We start from the raw sequence: 20302 nt of genomic DNA on the forward strand, positions 1-20302 counted from the left end.
TCCTTATCCCCTACTGGAGAGACATGAACCCCACTACCACCACCGCCGCACCTCTGCCTGCCGAGGCGATCGCCGGCCTGCCGCCCACGTTCCAGTGGGGCGTCGCCACGTCCGCCTACCAGATCGAGGGCGCCGCCTTCGAGGACGGCCGGACGGCGTCCATCTGGGACACCTTCGCCCGCAAACCCGGCGCCGTGGTTGACGGCGACAACGGCGACGTCGCGTGCGACCACTACCACCGGATGCCGCAGGACGTGGCGCTGATCAAGTCGCTCGGCGTCGACGCGTACCGGTTCTCGGTGTCCTGGCCGCGGGTGCAGCCCGGCGGTCGCGGCCCGGCCAACGCGGCCGGCCTCGACTTCTACGACCGCCTGGTCGACGAGCTGCTGGCCAACGGGATCGACCCGTGGGTCACGCTCTACCACTGGGACCTGCCGCAGGAGCTCGAGGACGCCGGCGGCTGGCCGGTCCGGGACACCGCGTACCGCTTCGCCGACTACGCCGCGATGGTCTTCTCTCGCCTCGAAGATCGCGTGCAGACGTTCACGACGCTGAACGAACCGTGGTGCTCGGCGTGGCTGGGCTACCAGGTCGGCGTGCACGCGCCCGGCCGTCAGAACTTCGACGACGCCCTCTTCGCGGTGCATCACCTGCTGCTCGGGCACGGGCTCGCGACGCAGCGGATGCGGTCGCTGGAGACCCGGCCGCACACGTACGGCATCACGCTGAACATGGGCACGGCCGACCCGCTGTCGGACTCCTCGGAAGACCGCGAGGCCGCGCGGCGGGCCGACGGCATGGGCCTGCGGATCTACCTGGACCCGCTGCGGCACGGCCGGTATCCCGCCGACATGGTGGACGACCTCGCGGCGCGGGGGTCGGCGTTCCCGGTCCGCGACGGGGACCTCGAGATCATCTCCTCGCCGTTCGACGTGCTGGGGGTGAACTTCTACTTCGGGCAGAACTTCGCCGGGACCGATGAAGAAGGAAACACGCACGATGCCGCCGGGGAGCCGGTGGTGCGGGCCGTCTTTCCGGATACTCCCCGTACGGCCATGGACTGGCCGATCACGCCGGCTCGCTTCACGCAGTTGCTGGTCCGGTTGCACCAGGATTACCCCGGTCTCCCGTTGGTCGTCACCGAGAACGGCGCCGCCTTCCTCGACGCCCCCGACGCTTCCGGATTTGTCGCCGATGAGGCGAGAACCGCCTATTTGTCAGCCCATATCGCCGCAGTAGCCGCAGCCCGAACCCAGGGCGCGGACGTCCGCGGCTATTTCGCGTGGTCCTTGCTCGACAACTTCGAGTGGGCCGAGGGCTACGCCAAGCGCTTCGGCATCGTCCACGTGGACTACGAGACCCAGACGCGAACCCCGAAGCAGAGCGCGCTGTGGTACCGGGACACGATCGCCCGGACGCGCTAGTACACCCCGATTTTCCGCCGGCGGCTTTGTGGGTCACCCCGGGGCCGTCGGCGGACTCCAACCCTTTGTTTCTGATGCCCGGTCGGCTTTGCGGGGCGTCGGGTTCGTTTTGGTCGTCGCTCGTGTCGTCCCCGCCGGATCGCGTTGCCTGTGTCGCCGGTCTGCTTGTGCTCGTGTCGCCGGCGTGCTCGTGTCGCCGGCGTGCTCGTGTCGCCGGCGTGCTCGTGTCGCCGGCGTGCTCGCGTCGCCGGCCTGCTCGCGTCGCCGGCCTGCTCGCGTCGCCGGCCCGCTCGCGCCGCCCGCTCGCTCGCGCCGTCGCTTTGCCCCGCTCGACGTCGCTCGCCAGCTCGTCAACTGGCGTCTGCCGATTGCCGCCTACTGTTCCCCACCCCTGTTAGTGGGTGGGGCGAAAGTAGCGCCGGCGTATGACATTTTCGGGTCGGCTGTGCACAGGCTTGGGTCGCTGCCTGGCCGAGGATGCCGTGCAGCCGGCCGCAGTCGGGGCATTGCAGGTTCTCGTCAAACCGGCGGCTGTCGCGGGGCTGTCTGTCGCCGGGCTGCCTGTGGCCCGGCTGCCTGTCGCCGGGCTGCCTGTTGCCCCGCTGCCTGTTGCCCCGCAGGCTGTTGCCCCGCAGGCTGTCGCCCCGGGAAATGTCATACCCGGGCGCTACTTTCGCCCCCACCCAGTGACGGGGTGGGGAACAGTAGGCGGCAATTAGCGGCGGCGTCAGCCTGCGGGGCGACAGCCTGCGGGGTCGGCCGTCCACAGGGACCGGTCGTGGCGACTCACTCAGGCCGCCGTGCTGGGCTTGATGAGCGGCATATCCCGCGAGATCTCCCGGAACCCGACCCCGTAATACAGCCCCCGCGCCCGGGGGTGGCCGGCCGCGCCCAGGCAGACCACGGTCGCGTGCACAGCGCCGGCCGCTCGGGCCAAGTGCAGCGCGTGCAGCATCATCGCCCGGCCCAGGCCCTGGCGCCGATATGCCGGGTGCGTTCCGACCGGCTCGAACTCCACCGACTTGTTCGCCTCGTCCAGCCACATGATGGCGGAGCAGGCCATCGTGCCGTCCGGGGCCTCGACCAGGACGTGCAGGTCGCCTCTGTAGGCCGCCGTCCGGCGTACGCCCTCGTAGCTCTCGGCCGAATACGTCGAGGGCGCCCAGGCGTCCACGTGGGCCTGGACCGCGGCCTCCGGTCCGGCGTCGGCGGCGGTGCGGAAGCGGAATCCGGGCGGCAGCGCGGGCTGCTCCAGATCGGTCAGGTCCCGCTCGTTGAGCTGGGTCCAGTCACCGTTGTCGCCGAGCGCCGCCTCGTCGGCCTCGTAACCGTGTGCCGCCCAGCGCTTCAACGCGAAATCCTCGGCGGACGTCGGCGTCACCGTGCGCTCGAGGCCGGCCGCCACGGTGTCGTACCAGTCGATCACCTCGTCGACCAGGCCGGTGGCGTGGTCGGGGTGGACCTGGTAGCTCAGCGAGGCGCCGGTTACGTCCGTGATCGACCCGTCGTTGCGCCGGACGGGGTGCGGCCGGAAGGCCCAGCCCCACGCCACCAGGTCGTCGCCCGAGAACCACAGCCGGCGCGGCCAGGCGGAGCCGTATGAGGCGTGGCCCTTACCCCAGATCCAGGCCAGCTCACCGTACGAGGCGCCGGCGCTGATCTGGTCGGGGCGGGCGGCGGTGACGCGCTGGGCCAGACCCTGCATGAGCGGGATGTCGGCGGCGGTCAGCAACTCGAAGTCGGTCATGGTCGCACTGTTCCAGGATGCGGCGCGGCCGACGAACCGTTTTTACGGGTCGCCGGCCGCGGGCAGTCGATGAAGCGTCAGCGGCCGCCACCGCGGCGGCCGCCGACCCGGCTCGACGCCGAGAACGCCGCCGCGCCGCTGGGCGCGCCGGACTGGGCGGCGCCGCCTCGACGGGGCCGGCCCGTGCCGCCGCCGCTGCCGTTGCCGGCCGGGCGGGCGTTGACCACGGGGCCGTCGGTCGTGTGCGCCGTGTGTCCGGCGGCCCGGCCGCGACCACGCGACCGGCCCGACGATGCCCGCGTCGGCTGCGACCCGCCGGCGTCCCCGCCGTTGCGCGACTGCTGAGGCGACCTGCCGCCCTGCGCGGCCGGCTTACCGGACTGACCCGCGGACCGGCCCGATCGGGCGGCCCGGGAAGGCTGAGCCGGCGCCGAGGCCGAGGGAGCCACGAACCGGCGCTCCCCGGGAGCCAGCTCCGACAGCAGCGGGTCCCCGGGCCGGGTGCGCGAGGTGGTCGGCCGGACCCCGGCCTTGCGGGTGAGGTCGCGTACCTCCGCCTGCTGATCGTCGGTCATCAGGGTGACCACGGTGCCCTGCGCGCCGGCCCGGGCGGTGCGGCCCGAGCGGTGCAGGTAGGCCTTGTGCTCGACCGGCGGGTCGGCGTGGATCACCAGGGTGACGTCGTCGACGTGGATGCCGCGGGCCGCGATGTCGGTCGCCACCAGGGTCTCGGCGCTGCCGTCGGAGAACGCGGCCAGGTTGCGGTTGCGCGCGTTCTGGGCCAGGTTGCCGTGCAGCTCGACGGCCGGCACGCCGGCCGCGATCAACTGGCGGGTGAGGACCTTGGCGCGGCGCTTGGTGCGGGTGAAGACGACCGTACGGCCGGGGGCCGCCACCAGGTCCACCAGCACACCGAAGCGATCGTCACCGCGTACGTGCAGAACGTGGTGTTGCATTTCGACCGGCGCCTCGGCCGCCGCGTCCACCGCGTGCGTGACCGGCCGCCGCATGAAGCGCTTGACCAGCACGTCCACGCCGTTGTCGAGGGTCGCCGAGAACAGCAGCCGCTGACCGTCGCGCGGGGTCTGCTCCATGAGCCGGCGCACCACGGGCAGGAAGCCCAGGTCGGCCATGTGGTCGGCCTCGTCGAGCACGGTGATCTCGACGGCGTCGAGCGAGGCGTGGCCGTTGCGGAGGTGGTCGTCGAGCCGGCCGGGGCAAGCCACCAGCACGTCGACGCCGGCCGCGAGGCCCTTGATCTGCGGGTTCGCGCCGACGCCGCCGAAGACGACCAGCGTCTTGAGGCCGAGCGAGGCCGCGAGCGGCGCCATGGCGGCGTCGATCTGGCTGGCCAGCTCCCGGGTCGGCGCCAGGATCAGCGCGCGCGGGGAACGGGGACGGCGCGGCTTGCGCGACGCGGCCAGCCGGGCCAGGACGGGCAGCGCGAACGCGTACGTCTTGCCGGAACCGGTGCGCCCGCGGCCCAGCACGTCCTTGCCGGCGAGCGTGTCGGGCAGGGTGGCGGCCTGGATCGGGAACGGGGTGGTGATGCCGAGGCCGGCGAGCGCCTGCGTCAGTTCGCGCGGCACGCCGAGCTCGGTGAACGTTGTCATGTAGCGGGAGCTCCAAAAGGTTCGGGGATGTCCCAAGCGATCAACCATACCGGGTTTGCGGTGCAACCGTTCCGCACCCGGACGAGACCTGTATCGCACTCAATGCCGATCACCGTTCTCCTCAGTGCCCGGGAATCCCCCGTCCGGGCGTTACCGCGAGGAGATCCCCCACCATGAGCGGTGCATATGCCGACCGCCGTCGCGAGGACATCGTCCAGGAGCACATGCCGCTGGTCGGCCACCTGGTTCGCGAGATGCTGGCCCGGGTGCCGTCGCACGTGAACCGCGACGACCTGATGTCGGCCGGGTACGCGGCCCTGGTGCACGCGGCCCGAGGCTTCGACACGACGCGCGGCGTCCCGTTCGCCCGTTTTGCGGCGACCCGGATCCGCGGCGCCCTGCTCGACGAGCTGCGCGGCCTGGACTGGGCCAGCCGCTCGGTGCGGCAGCGGGCCCGGCGTACCGACACCGCCCGCCAGGAGCTGACCGCCGAGCTCGGCCGCACGCCGACCGTCCAGGAGGTCGCCGAGCGGCTGGGCTGCACGGTCGAGGACATCGAGACCGCCGACGACGACGTGCATCGCGCCGTCGTCTTCAGCCTCCAGGGCTTCGCCACCGCCGCGGCCGACGACATGGTCACCGAGCCGAGCGCCGGCCCCGAGGAGATGCTGATCCGCCGGGAGCGGCTCGGCTACCTGCAGAACGCCGTCGACGCGCTGCCCGAACGGCTGCGCGTGGTGGTGCAGGGCTACTTCTTCGACGAGCGGCCGATGGCCCGGATCGCCGAGGACCTCGGCGTCACCGAGTCGCGGGTGTCGCAGCTGCGCGCCGAGGCGCTCGCGCTGCTCCGCGACGGGCTGAACACGCACCTCGACCCCTCGCTCGCGGCGCAGACCCCGCCCAAGGACGGCTGCGTGGCCCGGCGGCGCGCCGCCTACTACGACCAGATCGCGACGCGCGGGACACTGCAGAGCCGGCTGGCCCTCACCGGTCCGGACGGTCTGCCGCACGCCGCTTAGGAGAAACGGGCGCCCGCCGCGGTTCGCGGCGGGCGCCTTTCCGGTCACTGGCCGGCGCAGGTCCCGGCCTTCTTCTGGGCCGCGATCGCCTTGGCCGCGCCGAGCTTGTAGAGGGCGAGGCCCTCCTTGGCCGGCTCCAGCTTCCAGGCGTTGTTCTCGTACACCATCGTGTAGGACTGGGCCGCCACGAGCTGCTTGGCGATCACGATCGCCTTGTCCGTGCCGTCCATCCGGGCGCTGGTGAGCTGGATCGCGAGACCCTTGCGCGAGCACGCCTGGTTGAGCTTGACGTAGTCGTCCTTGCTGATCGCGGCCTTGCCGGCGGCCGTGTACATGTCCCAGGCGCCGGCGAAGTCGCCGCCCGCGAAGCGGTCGAAGACGGTCTGGGCCGCGGCCCGGGCGCCCTCGATGGTCTTGGCCTCGGGGCCGCCGGCCGCGGCCTGGGCGGCGTTGCCGGCCGGCGCGTCGTCGTCTCCGCCGGTGCACGCCGTGGCGAAGGTGAGGGCGGCGGCCGCGGTGAGGGCGAGCGCGCCGAGACGTCGGATCGGGTGGTTGTGGTTCATGCCGGGACTAATGTCGATGGGCCGCCGCGCGTAACGGCTCGCCGGAAAACTTGACGGATTGGCGACAGTCGCGTGACCTGTTGGGCCGAGCCCATCGATGGGCTATTCTGGCCGTTTGTCGAGCACAAAAAAAGCGACCACCCTGCGTTTAATTAAGCACAGGTGTCGCTGATGGCGAATGTTACCACAAAGGGGAGTGGCATTGTCAAGCTCCGCCGCGGACGACCTCCGTTCCGAGCAGGCGTACCTCACCACCCTCTACCGACGCCTCGATCACCTGCGTGAGCAGGCCGATCAGCGATTGAAGGGCATCCTGCTGGAGGCCGGCGGCACGCCGCAGGGCCGCACCCAGCGGGAGGCCACCCGATCCCACTACGCCGAGCAACTCGCCCAGATGAATGCGGTCGAGAACGGTCTTTGTTTCGGCCGTCTTGATTTCAGCAAGGGCGACTCTCGTTACATCGGCCGGCTCGGGCTCGCCGCCGAGGAACACGATCGTGACCCGCTCCTGGTCGACTGGCGTGCCCCGGCGTCCCGCCCGTTCTACCTGGCGACCGCCGTCTCGCCGGACGGCGTCACCCGGCGGCGTCACCTGCGCACCCGGGGCCGCACGCTCACCGGCATCGACGACGAGGTGCTCGACCTCGAGTCGGGCGCGGCCGGTGGCCGCGAGGACGTGACCGGCGAGGCGGCGCTGCTGTCCGCGCTGACCGCGACCCGCACCGGCCGGATGCGGGACATCGTCGAGACCATCCAGTCCGAGCAGGACGAGGTGATCCGGGCCGGTCTCAACGGGGTGATGGTCGTGCAGGGCGGCCCCGGCACCGGCAAGACCGCGGTGGCGCTGCACCGGGCGGCGTACCTGCTCTACACGTACCGCGCCCAGCTCACCAAGCAGGGCGTGCTGATCCTCGGGCCGAACACGACGTTCCTGCGCTACATCTCGCAGGTGCTGCCGTCGCTGGCCGAGACCGGCGTCCTGCTGGCCACCCTCGGCGACATGTACCCCGGGGTGCGCGCCCGGGGCTCCGAGCCGTCGGCGGCCGCGGCGGTCAAGGGCCGGCTCGCCATGCTCGGCGTCCTCGAACGAGCGGTCGCCGACCGGCAGACCGTGCCCCGGGACTACATCGAGGTGGATCACGACGGCTACCCGCTGCGCATCGAGCGGACCGTGCTCGAGGACGCCCGGGCCGTGGCCCGCCGCTCCGGCCGGCCGCACAACGTGGCCCGGCAGATCTTCGTGACCGAGGCGATCCACGCGCTGTCGTTGCAGATCGCCGAGCGGATCGGCGCCGACCCGCTGGGCGGGGAGAACCTGCTCTCCGAGGCCGACCTCGCCGAGACCCGGCGCGAGCTGCGCGAGGACATCGACGTCCAGCAGGCGCTGTTCGACTTCTGGCCGGTGCTGACCGCGCGCACGGTGCTGCGCGACCTGCTCGGCGACGAGGACCGGCTGGCGTCGGCGGCCGCCGATCTGACGGCCGGGGAGCGGGCGCTGCTGCTGCGCGATCACGACGCCCGGTGGACGCCGGCCGACGTGCCGCTGCTCGACGAGCTGGCCGAGCTGCTCGGCGCCGACGAGACGCTGAAGAAGCGGCAGGCGGCGATGGAGCGGCGCGAGGCGATCGAGTACGCGGAGGGCGTGCTCGAGATCGTCGAGGGCTCGCGCTCGCTGGACTTCGAGGACGACGCCGAGGAGGAGATCCTGTCGGCGATCGACGTGGTGGACGCGAGCGCCTTCGTCGAGCGGCACGAGGTGCTCGACACGCGGACCGCCGCCGAGCGGGCCGCCGCCGACCGTACCTGGGTTTTCGGGCACGTGATCGTCGACGAGGCGCAGGAGCTGTCCCCGATGGCGTGGCGGCTGCTCATGCGGCGCTGCCCGAGCCGGTCGATGACCGTGGTCGGCGACGTGGCGCAGACCTCCGAGCTGGCCGGCACGACGGGCTGGGAGCAGGTTTTCGAGCCCTATGTGGCGCAGCGCTGGAACCTGGTCGAGCTGACCGTGAACTACCGCACGCCGGCCGAGGTGATGGCGGTGGCGGCGGACGTGCTGGCGGCGGTCGACCCGGCGCTCCAGCCGCCGCGGTCGGTGCGTTCCGCGGGCGTCGAGCCCTGGTCACTCCGGGTGCCGCGGGCCGCGCTTGCGGCGGAGGTGATTGCGGCCGTACGGGTGGAAGCGTCCGAAGTCGGCGACGGACGCGTGGGCGTGATCGTCCCCGAGGGGCTCGAGGAGGAACTCGGCCGGCACCTGGTCGAGGCCGTGCCGGGGGCGGCGGTGGGTGAGCAGCCCGACCTGCTGAACCAGGTGGTGCTGATGACCGTACGGCAAGCGAAAGGTCTTGAATTCGACTCCGTCGTCGTGGTCGAGCCGGAAGAGATCATCGCGGAGAGCCCGCGCGGTTTGTCGGATTTGTACGTCGCCGTGACGCGAGCCACGCGCCGGCTCGGGGTGCTGCACACGACCGATTTGCCGAAGGTTTTGAACGCGCTCGCGTAGTTCTTCTGCCCAGCGATTCCGCAAGTCCGCCGCCCCCAGGCCGCCCCCACCCCCAGGCCGCCCCCACCCCCAGGCCGCCCCCACCCCCAGGCCGCCCCCACCCCCAGGCCGCCCCCACCCCCCAGGCCGCCCCCCCAGGCCGCCCCCACCCCGTTCACTGGGTGGGGTGACTTTAGGGCCGGCCTACGACATTTTTCGGCGGCTATGCACAGAAGAAGGGCCCGGCACGATGAGTGCCGGGCCCTTCGTCATGTGATCGTCAGGCCGCCGAGGCGGGCACGCGGCCGTGGCCGAACGTGGTGTGGCCGTGCGCGTTGGTCATGGCGAGCCGGCTGCGGACCGACGTGCTGCTCGCGATGTTGGCGTAGTAGTTGGCACGGCGACGGGCCGTGATGCTCTCCGGGTTGTCCGGAACCGGCGCGAGGTCCGGGTTGAGGTGCGTGTTGAGGCCGTCCTTGAGCAGCGACAGCGCCTCGGCCCGCAGCTGGCTGATCCGGCTCTCGGTGACACCCAGGTCGGCGGCGATGTCGGCCATCGGGCGCTCGTGCAGGAAGTACTCGGTGATGACGGTCTGCAGGCGCTCGGGCAGCGACCCGATCGCGTGGTGCAGGTAGCCGATCTGCTCGCGGCGCAGCAGCATGTCCTCCGGGCCCGGGGTCTTCTCGGTGACCAGGTCGTCGGCGCTGCTGGTGGTGAAGCCCTGCAGCGAGAGCACGGTGGCCCGCTGCACGTCGGTGTCGGTCTGCTGCAGGTCGTTCGTCGTGGTGCCGAGCGCCTGGGCCAGCTCGTCCGCGGTCGGCGTGCGGCCGAGCGTCGTGGTCAGCTGCTGGCGGGTGGTGTCCGTGGCACGGGCCTTGGTGCGCACCGAGCGGGTCGCCCAGTCCAGCGCGCGCAGCTCGTCGAGGATGGCGCCGCGGATGCGGGTGCTGGCGAACCGGTGGAACGGGATGCCGCGGTCCGGGTCCCAGCCACGGGCCGCGGTCACGAGCGCGTGCAGGCCGGCGCTGGTGAGGTCGTCGCGGTGAATGTGGTTCGGGATGCGGGTGAGCATGTCGCGCACCAGGTGGCCGACCAGCGGCATGTGGGTGCGGATCAGCTCCTCCTGCTCGGCGGCGGAGAGCACAGTCGCGGCGGGCGCGGACTCGGCGGCGTTCGTCACGGTCGTGGTCATGTCATTCCCCCGGTTTGTTGAGTCGGCGGCCCGTTGCTGGGGGGCTCACCGGCTGACAGGAGAAGACTTTGGGTGACCGGGGGTACGACTTTCGGTCACGCTGAGGTGCCACCAAGTTGCGGTGTTTAGAGCCGCCGTACGATCGGGCACGCTGGCCTCATGGACCTCAGTGACACCGGTGGAAGCGTCACGGTGATAGCCGGCATCGCGGTCGCGCTAGGCGTGGTCGGCGTCGTCATCCCCGTGCTGCCCGGCCTGCTGCTGGCCTGGGCCGGCGTGGCGCTGTGGGCATTCCTGGGCGACGCCTCGGGCGCGCTGAAGTGGGTGGTCCTGGTCGTCGCCACGCTGGTGGCGGTGCTCGGCGCCCTGGTGAAGTACCTGGTGCCGGGGAAGCGGCTCAAGGACGCCGGCATTCCGAACATGGCCCTCTTCGCCGGGGGAGTGCTGGGCCTGATCGGTTTCTTCGTGGTTCCGGTGATCGGCCTGATCCTGGGGTTCGTGCTCGGCGTCTACCTGGTCGAACACGTGCGCGTGGGTGCTGCTCAGGCCTGGCCGTCGACGAAGAAAGCCCTGGGGGCCGCTGGGATGTCCATGCTGATCGAGTTCACGGCCGCGCTCGGGGTTGCTGTGGTTTGGGTCGCTGGGCTGTTGTTGACCTGAGTCGCTTGCTCTATTCCGCCCCGCCGCACGCCGCCCCGCCCCCGCCCCCGCCCCCGCCCCGCCCACGTCACTGGGTGGGGGCGACATTAGGGCCCGGGTATGACACTTTCCGCCGGTTTTCCCCAACCCTCCCCGGCGAGCCGGTGGTCAGGCGCGGAATGGCCGGGCGGTGGCTGGGTGCGCCCGGTGGTCAAGGGTGCAGTGGCCCGGCTCGGTGGCTGGACGCCCGGTGGTCGGGCGCGACTGGTGGCTGGCCACCTCCGGGAGCAGAGCGCCGGTAGGGCGGCGCGTGGAGGTAAGCAGAGCTTCGGGTAGGGCGGCGCGTGGAGGTGAGCAGAGCTTCCGGTAGGGCGGCGCGTGGAGGTGAGCAGAGCTTCGGGTAGGGCGGCGCGTGGAGGTAAGCAGAGCTTCGGGTAGGGCGGCGCGTGGAGGTAAGCAGAGCGACCGGCAAGCCGGCGCGTGGAGGTAAGCAGAGCGACCGGCAAGCCGGCGCGTGGAGGTAAGCAGAGCCCCCGGTAAGGCGGCGCGTGGAGGTGAGCAGAAGGGCTCACCGATACGCCCCACCGGGGCGCTGAGGCGGCCGACGGCGCCGGCGCTGCGTCAGCAACAGCAGCAGGGGAGTGCCGGCCAGCAGCAGGGCCACCGCGGCCGCGGCGGCCACCGTTGTCGTGCCGGGGCCGGACGAGCGGGCCGGCGGAGCGGCCTTGGCGGCGGTGGTCGACTCGGCGCGGGCGTCGGCCGTGGGCTGCCGGGCGGCCACGTCCTCGGGGGTCACCAGCTTGCCGACCGAAGCATCCTTCGGCAGGGCGAAACCCCAGTCCAGCAGGGCGGCGCCCTGCTGCCAGCCGCGCAGGGGGTGGGCCTCGGCGCCGAGCAGGGTGACCACCAGGCGGCGGCCGTTGCGCTGGGCGCCGCCCACGTAGCTGTGCCGGGCGATCGTGGTGAAGCCGGTCTTGCCGCCCATCGCGCCGGGGTAGTTGTAGATCAGCTTGTTCTCGTTCTGGAACTGGAAGCCCTTCTGCTTCAGCTGCGGCTGCGCCGGCATCTGGGCGGACTTGGTCAGCACGTACTTGCGGAAGTCGGCGTTGGCGAAATCCTTGCGGGCGATCAACGCCAGGTCGTACGCGCTGGTGAACTGGCCCTTGCCGTCCAGGCCACTGGGGGTGACGGCGTGCGTCTGGAATGCGCCCAGCCGCTGTGCCTCGGCGTTCATCGCGGCCACCGTCGTCGCCACGCCGTCCGCACCGCCGCCGGCGGCCATCCGGGCCAGCGCGTTCGCGGCGTCGTTACCCGAGTTGAGCAGCAGCCCCAGCCAGAGCGTCGACACCGGGTACTTGCCGCCGACGACCAGACCCACGGCCGAACTGTTCACCTCGATGTCGAGGTCGCTGCGTACCACCGTCACGGTTTTCGCGGGGTCGAGCTTGTCCATCACCGTGGCCGCCAGCAACGTCTTCTGCACGCTCGCCGGGGTCTGGTAGACGTGCGGGCCGCAGGCGCCGAGCACCTCGCCCGTGTCCAGGTCGGCGACGATCCAGGTGGTCGCCGTGACCGCCGGCGGCTGCTTCGCCCCGGCCGGAATGACCAGACCGTGGGTGGCCAGGTCGTCGCCGCCCACCGCGCTGTTCACCGGGTTGTCCGGCGGCGGCACCGGGCGGGGCGGGATGCCCTTGGGCTTGGGCACGTTCGGCTTGGGACACGGGATCTCCGCGGCCTTGCCGGCAGCGAGAGCAGCGGCGGAGGCCGGGGCCGGGACGCCCGCCGTGGGGATGACGGCAAGGCCCGCGATCAAAAGAGAGGTGATCACGCGTCGAGGGGTGAGAAGGGTCAAGGCCAGGAGACTCCCGCGTCGAGCCGCTGGTCGAGGAGTTGAGCCAGCGGAATGGTCTCGCCGTCGCCGCCGCCCGCACCGACGATCAGCCGGGGCACGCTGGGGGAAAGATCGGCGCCGGTGAACCGGGCGCGCAACGATGACGGAACGGTCAGGACGTAATACTCGCCGTGTTCGCCGACGGCGACCGAGCGATTCGACTTCAGATACCAACCACGAACCTTGGTCCGGTACGCGGCGCGGCCGTCGAAGCTGCGAGCGGTCAGCGGGTGGGGCGGCAGGCCACGCTCGGCGGCCCGGCGGACGAACGAGATCAGCAGGTCGGCGGCCTGCCGGGCCTCCGCCTCGCGGCCCGCGGCCAGTGCGGCGGCGTGGCCGTCGATGGCTCGGCGGCGCTGTTCCTCCCACGCAGCCCGGTCGTCCATGCCTGCGACCCTAGGTGATCCACGCGGCCCCCGGCCACCCGGTCTTTCCGCACGGATTCCTGTGAATGTCGTCCCGTCATTTGAATAACGGACCGCCCGGAGCGGGAAAGAATTGCTAATTCTGGCGGGATGAGTTGCGCGGGAAGCCCCTTACGAGCAACACTGGGCCCGGCTGTTCGGATTGACTCGGGATCTGATTTATTCGGGAGCAGTTATGGCGCGGCAGGTCATCACCACGCTGATCGACGATCTGGATGGAAAGAAGGCTGACCGCACCGTCGAGTTCAGCCTCGACGGCATTAACTACACGATCGACCTTTCCGAGGCCAATGCCGGGAAGCTGCGTAAGGCGCTCGACCCGTTCATCAACGCGGGCACCCGTCTCGGCCGTGGCACCGGCCGGATCCCGGCTCGTCGCGCCGCCGGTGGCCGCACCGCGACCTCGCGTGACGAGAACCGGTCGATCCGTGAGTGGGCCCAGGCCAACGGGCACCAGATTTCCGAGCGCGGTCGCATTCCGCAGGGCGTGACCGACGCGTACCGCGCCGCGAACGGCCGGTAGTTTCCGGTAAGCATGCTTCGGCCGCAGGCGGCGCCGCCTAGCGCGGTAACCGGGCGGCGACCGATTCCAGGACGCTTTCGTCGCCGGCGTACCAACTCGAGGCCCGCGGCCAATGGGTGATCGCATCGGTGAAGCCCAGGGCCGCGGCTCGTCCGGTGGCGTCGGTGAAGGCGTCGACGCTGGTCATCGAATAGACCGGTGACGAGTCCAGGTTCAGATAGCGGGGGATCGCGTCCAGCGGGCGACCGGCGGCCGTCATCGCCTCCTCGAACCGCGCCACGATCTCGCCGACCGCGCGCCACCACGACTCGGCGTCGTCGGCCTGCGGCCCGGTGGTCACCCAGCCGTCCCCGTGCCGCGCGGCGAGCGCCAGCATGCGCGGGGCGTTGGCGGCCAGGATGAACGGCGGGCGCGGCTGCTGGACCGGTCCCGGGGTGCTGCGCGCGTCGACGGCCTGATACCACTCGCCGTGCCAGGTCGTCGCCGGGTTGGCCAGGATCGTGCCGAGCAGGTCGACGAACTCGGCGAAGCGGTCGACCCGCCGCCGCGGGGCCAGCTCCGGCTCACCGAGCACGGCCGAGTCGAAGCCGGTGCCGCCCGCGCCGATCCCGAGCAGCAGCCGGCCGCCGGAGATGTCGTCGAGCGCGGTCACCTCGCGGGCGAAGTGCACCGGGTGACGGAAGTTCGGCGATGCCACGTACGTGCCCAGGCGGATCCGGCTGGTGACCATGGCCGCCGCGGTGAGCGTCGGCACCGCGTCGAACCAGGGGCCGCCGACGAGGTCACGCCAGCCCAGGTGGTCGTACGTCCAGGCGTGGTCGAAGCCGTAGTCCTCGGCCCGGCGCCATCGTTCGGCGGCGACCGACCAGCGTTGGTCGGGCAGGATCACGATGCCGATGCGCATGCCCGGGACGCTACCTCACGCCGTACGCAAGCCCTCGTTCTTGTCCTTGTCCTGCGAATCGGCGGCGTCGGCGAACGACTCGAGCGCCCGCAGCAGGTCCTGCCGGGCGGCCGGCGCCATCCGGTCCAGCACCTCGCCGATGGCCGCGCGGCGCCGATCGCGCAGCTGATCGAGCAGCCGCCGGGCCGACGGAGTGATCATCAGCCGCACCTCGCGGCGATCGCGCGGATCGGGCACCCGGCGCAGCAGGCCGGTCGCCTCGAGGCGGTCGCAGAGGCGGCTCGCCGAGGACGGCACCACGTCGAGCGCCTCGGCCAGCCGGCTCATGTTGGTGTGCCGGTTGCCCGAGACGATCATCAGAACCCGCAGCTGGGCCGGGGGCACGGTGGGGGCGTGGGCGAGGTGCGCGCCGTCCAGAACGGACACGAGCGACTCCACCGCCGCCTCGACGGCCGCGGCGACGTCGGTTACCCGGTCGTCCATGTCGGATATATCCCCGTTCTGCGGCGTGGCAGACCGATTGTCGTTCTGCGGACTACCCCCCGGACGGGCGGTTCAAGCCCCTCTAGCGCATCCAATCCAAGCAGACGATGACGGCGTCGTCCTCGGCGTCGAGCCCACTGTGGTACTCCCGCAGCGAGCGGATGACCGTGCCGACCGCTTCGGACGGCGGCTGGAGGCGGGTGCGGCGCAGGGCCGCGAGCATCCCCGACGACCCGAACTCGGGGCGTCCGCCGGGCGCCGCGGCGTGCACGCCGTCGCTGGCCACCAGCAGGCGGTCGGCCGGTTCGAGCTGGAACTTCTGCGTCTCGTACCGGTTGTCGCCGAACATGCCGAGCGGAAGCTGCTGCTCGAGGGTGACCGGCCGGATCTCGCCGTTGTGCGCGATCAGCGCCTTCGGCGAGCCCGCGTCCACCGCCTCGACCACACCGTCGGCAAGACCGATTTCGAGCAGGAGCGTGGCCACGTACGCGTTGCCGCCGTGCCGCGAGTAGACCGCGTCCGAGGCGAGCTCCGCCTGTTCCACGATCCCCGCCCCGGAGCGGCGGGCGTTGCGCATGGCGTTCACCGTGATCGCCGTCAGCAGGGTGGCCTCGATGCCGTCACCGTGCCCGTTGAGCACCGTGACGGTGAGCCGCTCGGCGCCCACCGACCAGTCGTAGTGGTCGCCGTAGACGGCGTACGCCGGCTCGAGCGCGCCGGCCAGCCGGAACCGCTCGCCGCTCAGCGAACGGCCGGGCAGCAGGTCCCACTGGAGCTCGGCGGCCATCGTGAGCCGTTCCCGCCGCCGCACGCGGTGATAGCGGTCGGTGTCGCGGTCGGCCGTACGCAGCGCCATGGCCAGATCTCCGGCCAGCGCCGTGAGCTCGGCCGTCATCTCCCGCGTGGCCGCCGCCGCGGTCTCGAAACGCAGCACGCCGATCCGGTCGCCCCAGACCGTGAGCGGCAGCACGACCCGCGCCGGGCCGCCGTCCGCGCGGGGCTCGACCACCGGGAGCTGGCTGCCGAAACAGCGCTGCTCGAGCGGGCCGCCGGACGGGCCCTCGGGGTCGAGGACGGGGCGGAGAGTGGAGAGGCTCAGGTCGCCGAGAAACACCTCGATCCGCTCCGCGTCATAGCGGCCGCGCAGATGTTCGGCGGTGACCTCGGGAAGGCGATCGGGCGGCGCCGCACGCAGCAGCGCGCCGACCGTCACCGGGCCGTCGGACACTCGATCTCCCTTCGCTGTCGGCAATAATTGCCAGACGGCAAGCATGATAGGCGCTTGCGTCCGATGCGGGTGACGAGCCCTAGGCGAAAGACTTCTCGAAGTGGATGAGGCTGCCGTGGCGTGGTGCGGAGTGCATCCGGACGTTCTCGGCGAGCGCCTTGATCAGAAAGAGGCCGCGTCCCCGCTCGCTGCCGACCTCCGGCGTGCCGACGGTGGAGGGGTCGAACCCGGCCCCCTCATCGCGGACGTCGATCGCGCAGTGATCCTCGGCGACCTCGAGGAGGACCTCGAAGCTCTCCGTGCCCGACGCGTGGTTGACCACGTTCGCGCAGGCCTCGGTGATTGCCAGCTCCAGATCGTCGCCGGACTGGCGGTCCACGTGCAGGACGGCGAGGGTGCTGCGCAACAGTCGGCGCACGGCCGGAACGCTGCCGGCTTCACGCGGCAGGTCTAGCCGGACTGTCATACGCATGACATCTTCTGTGCCCGGAGCACGGCGTCCCTAATCGTGGCCCGGCTCATCGTGGCCCGGCTCATCGCGGCCCGGCTCATCCGGGCGCTCGCGAAAAACGTGTTATCCATGGACGGCTCGCACGTCCCCTACTCGTCGGCCATCGCAATCGCGGCCGGGGACGCACGACGAAAGGCATGGAACATGGCGGACCAACCCGACATCGCGACGGTCATCGCGGCCCGTGCCGGTGACCCGGCCGCCGTCGACCGGCTCGTCGCGGGGTACCTGCCGCTGGTCTACACGATCGTCGGCCGCGCCCTCGAGGGTCACGCGGACGTCGACGACGTGGTCCAGGACGTGATGCTGCGGGTCCTGCGCAACCTCGGCGATCTGCGCGAGCCCGAGTCGTTCCGGTCCTGGCTCGTGGCGATCACCGTGCGCCAGGTGCGGGAGCGGTTCCGCGCCCGTCGCGGCGCGCCCGATGCGCTTGTTCACGAGGACGTACGCGATCCCGGCGCCGATTTCACGGACCTGGCCATCACCCGGCTCGAGCTGGCCGGGCAGCGCCGGGAGACGGCCGAGGCGACCCGCTGGCTCGACGAGGACAACCGCGAGCTGCTGTCGCTGTGGTGGCTCGAGGCGTCCGGCGAGCTGACCCGTGACGAGATCGTCGAGGCCACCGAGGTCAGCCGGCAGCACGCCGCGGTCCGGATCCAGCGGATGAAGGGTCAGCTCGAGACGGCCCGCGCTGTCGTCCGGGCACTGGCCGCCGCGCCGTCGTGCCCCGATCTCCGCCTGATCACCGTGCACTGGGACGGCACTCCGAGCGCGTTGTGGCGCAAGCGCATCGCCCGGCACACCCGGGACTGCCGGTACTGCATCCCCGCGTGGGACAACCTCGTCGCGGCCGAGCGCCTGCTCGCCGGGATGGCCCTCGTCCCGATTCCCGCCGGACTCGGCGCGTTCGGGAAGGTGGCGGCGGCCAAGACCGCGGCCACCGGCGGCGCGCACCTCTTCGCGAAGATCGGCCTCGGCGTCTCGCAGAAGGTGCTCACCGCCGCGCTCGCCACGACGGCCGTGGCCGGGACCGCCGCGGCCGTCGTGGTCTACCACAACGGTGACTCCTCACCGCGTACGCCCACTGCTGCAGTTGTTCTTAATGCCAGCCCGTCCGTTTCGCCGTCACCGTCGGTTTCGCCGTCCTTGTCCCCTTCACCGTCTTTGTCGCCGTCCCGCTCGGTCCCTCCGTCGCGTTCCCCGGCGAAGAAACCGGCGGTCGTGGTCACCGCGAAGGCGAGCAAGAAGAAGGGCGTCGGGGTCTGGCAGTTCACCGGCCTCAAGCCGGCCCTCGCCGACGTCGGCGCCGGCTGGTACTACAACTGGAGCTCGAACAACAACGACATGCCGGGCCCGTCCGGCGTCTCGTTCGTCCCGATGATCAGGGCCGGGGGCGACGTCACCGACGCCAAGCTCGCCGAGGTCAAGCGGGAGGGCGACACGCTGCTCGGCTTCAACGAGCCGGACATGAGCGGGCAGGCGAACATGAGCGTCGAGGACGCCCTGGCGAAGTGGCCCAAGCTCCAGGCGACCGGGCTGCGGCTGGGTTCGCCGTCGGTGGCGTACGGCGGAGACACGCCCGGCGGATGGCTGGACCGCTTCATGACCGGCGCCAAGGACAAGGGCTACCGGGTCGACTTCATCACCTTGCACTGGTACGGGTCGGACTTCTCCGCCGCGGCGACCAATCAGTTCCTCGGCTACGTCGACGCCGTGCACAAGCGGTACGACAAGCCGGTCTGGGTCACCGAGTTCGGGCTCATGAACTTCTCCGGCTCGCCCAAGTACCCGAGCTCGTCCCAGCTGGTCACCTTCATCAAGGGCGCCACGTCGGGCCTGCAGAGCCGGTCGTACGTCGAGCGGTACGCCTGGTTCGGGCTGCCGGCCGTGGGCGACAGCGTCGACTTCGGGCTCTACAAAGACGGGGATTCTCCGACGGCTGCGGGTGAGGCGTACAAGGCCGCGGGTTAGTGTCGGGGTCATGATTCGGTTCGGGTACAAGGCGTCGGCCGAGCAGTTCGCGCCGGCGGAGCTTCTCGGTTACGGCGAGCTGGCGGAAAAGCTGGGTTTCGACTCGGTCTTCATCTCCGACCACCTCCAGCCGTGGCGGCACGACGGCGGCCACGCTCCCGCCGCCCTGCCGTGGCTGGGTGCGCTCGCCGCCCGTACCGAGCGAGTGTTGATCGGCACCAGCGTGCTCACCCCGACCTTCCGCTACCACCCCGCCGTGGTCGCCCAGGCGTTCGCCACCCTCGGCTGCCTCGCGCCCGGCCGGGTCGTGCTCGGGGTCGGCTCCGGCGAATCGCTGAACGAGGTGCCGCTGGGCACCGAGTGGCCGGACGGCAAGGAGCGCTTCGCCCGGCTGAAGGAGGCGGTCCAGCTGATCCAGAAGCTGTGGACCGAGGACCGGGTGACCTTCGAGGGCCAGTTCTACCAGACCCTCAACGCCACGATCTACGACAAGCCGGACACGCAGGTCCCCATCTACATCGGCGCCTCGGGTCCCGCCGCCACCCGCCTGGCCGGCCGCATCGCCGACGGCTTCATCACCACCAGCGGCAAGGGCCACGACCTCTACACGGAGACTCTGCTCCCCGCCGTGACCGAGGGCGCCACCAAGGCCGGCCGCAAGATCGACGACCTGGACCTGATGATCGAGGTCAAGGTCTCCTTCGACGACGACATGGAGCGCGCCCGCAACGACACCCACTACTGGGGCGCGCTGGCCCTCTCGCCCGAGGAGAAGACCGGCGTAGAGGACCCGATCGAGATGCAGCGCCGCGCGGACGCCCTCCCGGTCCACCGCACCGTGACCCGCTGGATCTGCTCGGACGACCCCGAGGAGCACGGCAACCGCGTCGCCGAGTATTTGGACATGGGTTTCAGGCACTTGGTCTTCCACGCGCCGGGGCCGGACCAGGAGCGCTTCCTACGTTTGTACGCCGACCAGATCCTGCCGCGGTTGCGGGAGCGCGCTTGAGGGTCGCGGGTTGTTGTTGCGGCCCTTGGGGATAACGCGCGGAAAATGTCGTAGGGGGTCGGTAGTTTCGTCTCCCACCCGGTTGCGGGTGGGGTGGGGCTCGGCGCTCCGGGGACGGTTGTGCTCGGCCTGGGGATGACGCGTCGAAAGTGTCGTAGGCGGTCCGTAGTCTCGGCCCACCCATCGAGGGTGGGCCGGGCGATGGCGCTGACGCGGTTGCCTTCGTCCTTACGCGGGGTGGAGTTGTAGCTCTGCTTACCTGGGTGCGCGGGGTGGAGTTGTAGCTCTGCTTACCTGGGTGCGCGGGGTGGAGTTGTAGCTCTGCTTACCTGGGTGCGCGGGGTGGAGCTGTAGCTCTGCTTACCTGGGTGCGCGGGGTGGACCTGTAGCTCTGCTTACCTGGGCGCGCGGGGTGGAGCTGTAGCTCTGCTTACCTGGGCGCGCGGGGCGGACCCTCAGCTCTGCTTACCCGGGCGTGCGGGGCGGACCTCCAGCTTTGCTTACCTATGCGCGCGGAGTCGACCTGAGCTGCGATGCGCGTATAGGTGAGCAGAGCAAAGCGCGGCGGTAGGCGGTGCGCTCGGAGCGCGGGCGAGGTCGGGGCGCGCGGGCGAGGCGAGCGGCGGCCGGGCGCGGACGGGTCGAGCGAGCGGCGCGCGGGCGCGGGCCAGGCGAGCGCGG

Annotated in this window: 17 protein-coding genes; 7 read left to right on the forward strand and 10 right to left on the reverse strand. The window is 71.3% G+C overall.

Annotated elements, in window-relative coordinates; all coding sequences use genetic code 11:
• The first annotated feature begins 23 nt into the window (after window positions 1–23).
• Entirely contained in the window at window positions 24–1424 is a 1401-nt protein-coding gene (locus ACZ6TB_RS13395; protein ID WP_465553958.1) for a GH1 family beta-glucosidase, read from the forward strand.
• A 790-nt stretch (window positions 1425–2214) separates the two neighbouring features.
• On the opposite strand, the gene ACZ6TB_RS13400 is transcribed toward ACZ6TB_RS13395, so the two are convergent.
• Both ACZ6TB_RS13400 and ACZ6TB_RS13405 read right to left on the reverse strand, forming a co-directional pair.
• Complete coding sequence (locus ACZ6TB_RS13400) at window positions 2215–3171, reverse strand: GNAT family N-acetyltransferase (protein WP_465553960.1); 957 nt, start codon at window positions 3169–3171, stop codon at window positions 2215–2217.
• A 77-nt stretch (window positions 3172–3248) separates the two neighbouring features.
• Complete coding sequence (locus tag ACZ6TB_RS13405; RefSeq protein WP_465553962.1) at window positions 3249–4784, reverse strand: DEAD/DEAH box helicase; 1536 nt, start codon at window positions 4782–4784, stop codon at window positions 3249–3251.
• 173 nt (window positions 4785–4957) lie between these two features.
• Between ACZ6TB_RS13405 and ACZ6TB_RS13410 the strand changes: the two genes are divergently transcribed.
• Window positions 4958–5803 (forward strand): sigma-70 family RNA polymerase sigma factor, encoded by an 846-nt coding sequence (locus tag ACZ6TB_RS13410; RefSeq protein ID WP_465553964.1) that lies wholly within the window; start codon window positions 4958–4960, stop codon window positions 5801–5803.
• 44 nt (window positions 5804–5847) lie between these two features.
• On the opposite strand, the gene ACZ6TB_RS13415 is transcribed toward ACZ6TB_RS13410, so the two are convergent.
• On the reverse strand, window positions 5848–6366 hold the full coding sequence (locus ACZ6TB_RS13415; protein ID WP_465553966.1) for a hypothetical protein: 519 nt from the start codon (window positions 6364–6366) through the stop codon (window positions 5848–5850).
• A 178-nt stretch (window positions 6367–6544) separates the two neighbouring features.
• Here ACZ6TB_RS13415 and ACZ6TB_RS13420 point away from each other — a divergent pair, with 178 nt between their 5' ends.
• Window positions 6545–8866 carry a HelD family protein gene (locus ACZ6TB_RS13420; protein ID WP_465553968.1) on the forward strand — a complete coding sequence of 774 codons (2322 nt, stop codon included), beginning with the start codon at window positions 6545–6547 and terminating at the stop codon, window positions 8864–8866.
• A 259-nt stretch (window positions 8867–9125) separates the two neighbouring features.
• Here ACZ6TB_RS13420 and ACZ6TB_RS13425 read toward each other — a convergent pair whose 3' ends face one another.
• A complete protein-coding gene (locus tag ACZ6TB_RS13425; protein WP_465553970.1) occupies window positions 9126–10037 on the reverse strand; it encodes a sigma-70 family RNA polymerase sigma factor in 912 nt (303 codons plus the stop codon).
• Window positions 10038–10196: 159 nt separating this feature from the next.
• On the opposite strand from ACZ6TB_RS13425, the gene ACZ6TB_RS13430 reads away from it, so the two are divergent.
• Window positions 10197–10697, forward strand: a complete 501-nt coding sequence (locus ACZ6TB_RS13430) for a DUF456 domain-containing protein (RefSeq protein WP_465553972.1) — start codon at window positions 10197–10199, stop codon at window positions 10695–10697.
• 547 nt (window positions 10698–11244) lie between these two features.
• On the opposite strand, the gene ACZ6TB_RS13435 is transcribed toward ACZ6TB_RS13430, so the two are convergent.
• Complete coding sequence (locus ACZ6TB_RS13435) at window positions 11245–12504, reverse strand: D-alanyl-D-alanine carboxypeptidase family protein (protein ID WP_465554613.1); 1260 nt, start codon at window positions 12502–12504, stop codon at window positions 11245–11247.
• Between the two features lie 20 nt (window positions 12505–12524).
• Window positions 12525–12953, reverse strand: coding sequence for a hypothetical protein (locus tag ACZ6TB_RS13440; protein ID WP_465553974.1), 429 nt, complete (start codon window positions 12951–12953; stop codon window positions 12525–12527).
• A 214-nt stretch (window positions 12954–13167) separates the two neighbouring features.
• On the opposite strand from ACZ6TB_RS13440, the gene ACZ6TB_RS13445 reads away from it, so the two are divergent.
• On the forward strand, window positions 13168–13515 hold the full coding sequence (locus ACZ6TB_RS13445) for a histone-like nucleoid-structuring protein Lsr2 (RefSeq protein WP_465553976.1): 348 nt from the start codon (window positions 13168–13170) through the stop codon (window positions 13513–13515).
• 37 nt (window positions 13516–13552) lie between these two features.
• On the opposite strand, the gene ACZ6TB_RS13450 is transcribed toward ACZ6TB_RS13445, so the two are convergent.
• The 4 genes from ACZ6TB_RS13450 to ACZ6TB_RS13465 form a co-directional block, all read right to left on the reverse strand.
• The gene (locus ACZ6TB_RS13450) at window positions 13553–14419 is read right to left on the reverse strand and encodes an LLM class flavin-dependent oxidoreductase (protein ID WP_465553978.1); all 867 of its coding nucleotides are present in this window, start codon (window positions 14417–14419) and stop codon (window positions 13553–13555) included.
• A 15-nt stretch (window positions 14420–14434) separates the two neighbouring features.
• Window positions 14435–14902 (reverse strand): MarR family winged helix-turn-helix transcriptional regulator, encoded by a 468-nt coding sequence (locus ACZ6TB_RS13455; protein WP_465553980.1) that lies wholly within the window; start codon window positions 14900–14902, stop codon window positions 14435–14437.
• A gap of 82 nt (window positions 14903–14984) precedes the next feature.
• Window positions 14985–16130 (reverse strand): PP2C family protein-serine/threonine phosphatase, encoded by a 1146-nt coding sequence (locus tag ACZ6TB_RS13460; protein ID WP_465553982.1) that lies wholly within the window; start codon window positions 16128–16130, stop codon window positions 14985–14987.
• 79 nt (window positions 16131–16209) lie between these two features.
• Window positions 16210–16602, reverse strand: a complete 393-nt coding sequence (locus ACZ6TB_RS13465) for an ATP-binding protein (RefSeq protein ID WP_465553984.1) — start codon at window positions 16600–16602, stop codon at window positions 16210–16212.
• A 183-nt stretch (window positions 16603–16785) separates the two neighbouring features.
• Here ACZ6TB_RS13465 and ACZ6TB_RS13470 point away from each other — a divergent pair, with 183 nt between their 5' ends.
• Complete coding sequence (locus ACZ6TB_RS13470; RefSeq protein ID WP_465553986.1) at window positions 16786–18612, forward strand: sigma-70 family RNA polymerase sigma factor; 1827 nt, start codon at window positions 16786–16788, stop codon at window positions 18610–18612.
• 10 nt (window positions 18613–18622) lie between these two features.
• Window positions 18623–19621 carry a glucose-6-phosphate dehydrogenase (coenzyme-F420) gene (gene fgd, locus ACZ6TB_RS13475; protein WP_465553988.1) on the forward strand — a complete coding sequence of 333 codons (999 nt, stop codon included), beginning with the start codon at window positions 18623–18625 and terminating at the stop codon, window positions 19619–19621.
• The last annotated feature ends 681 nt before the right edge of the window (window positions 19622–20302 follow it).

This window comes from Actinoplanes sp. NPDC051537, assembly GCF_055586105.1.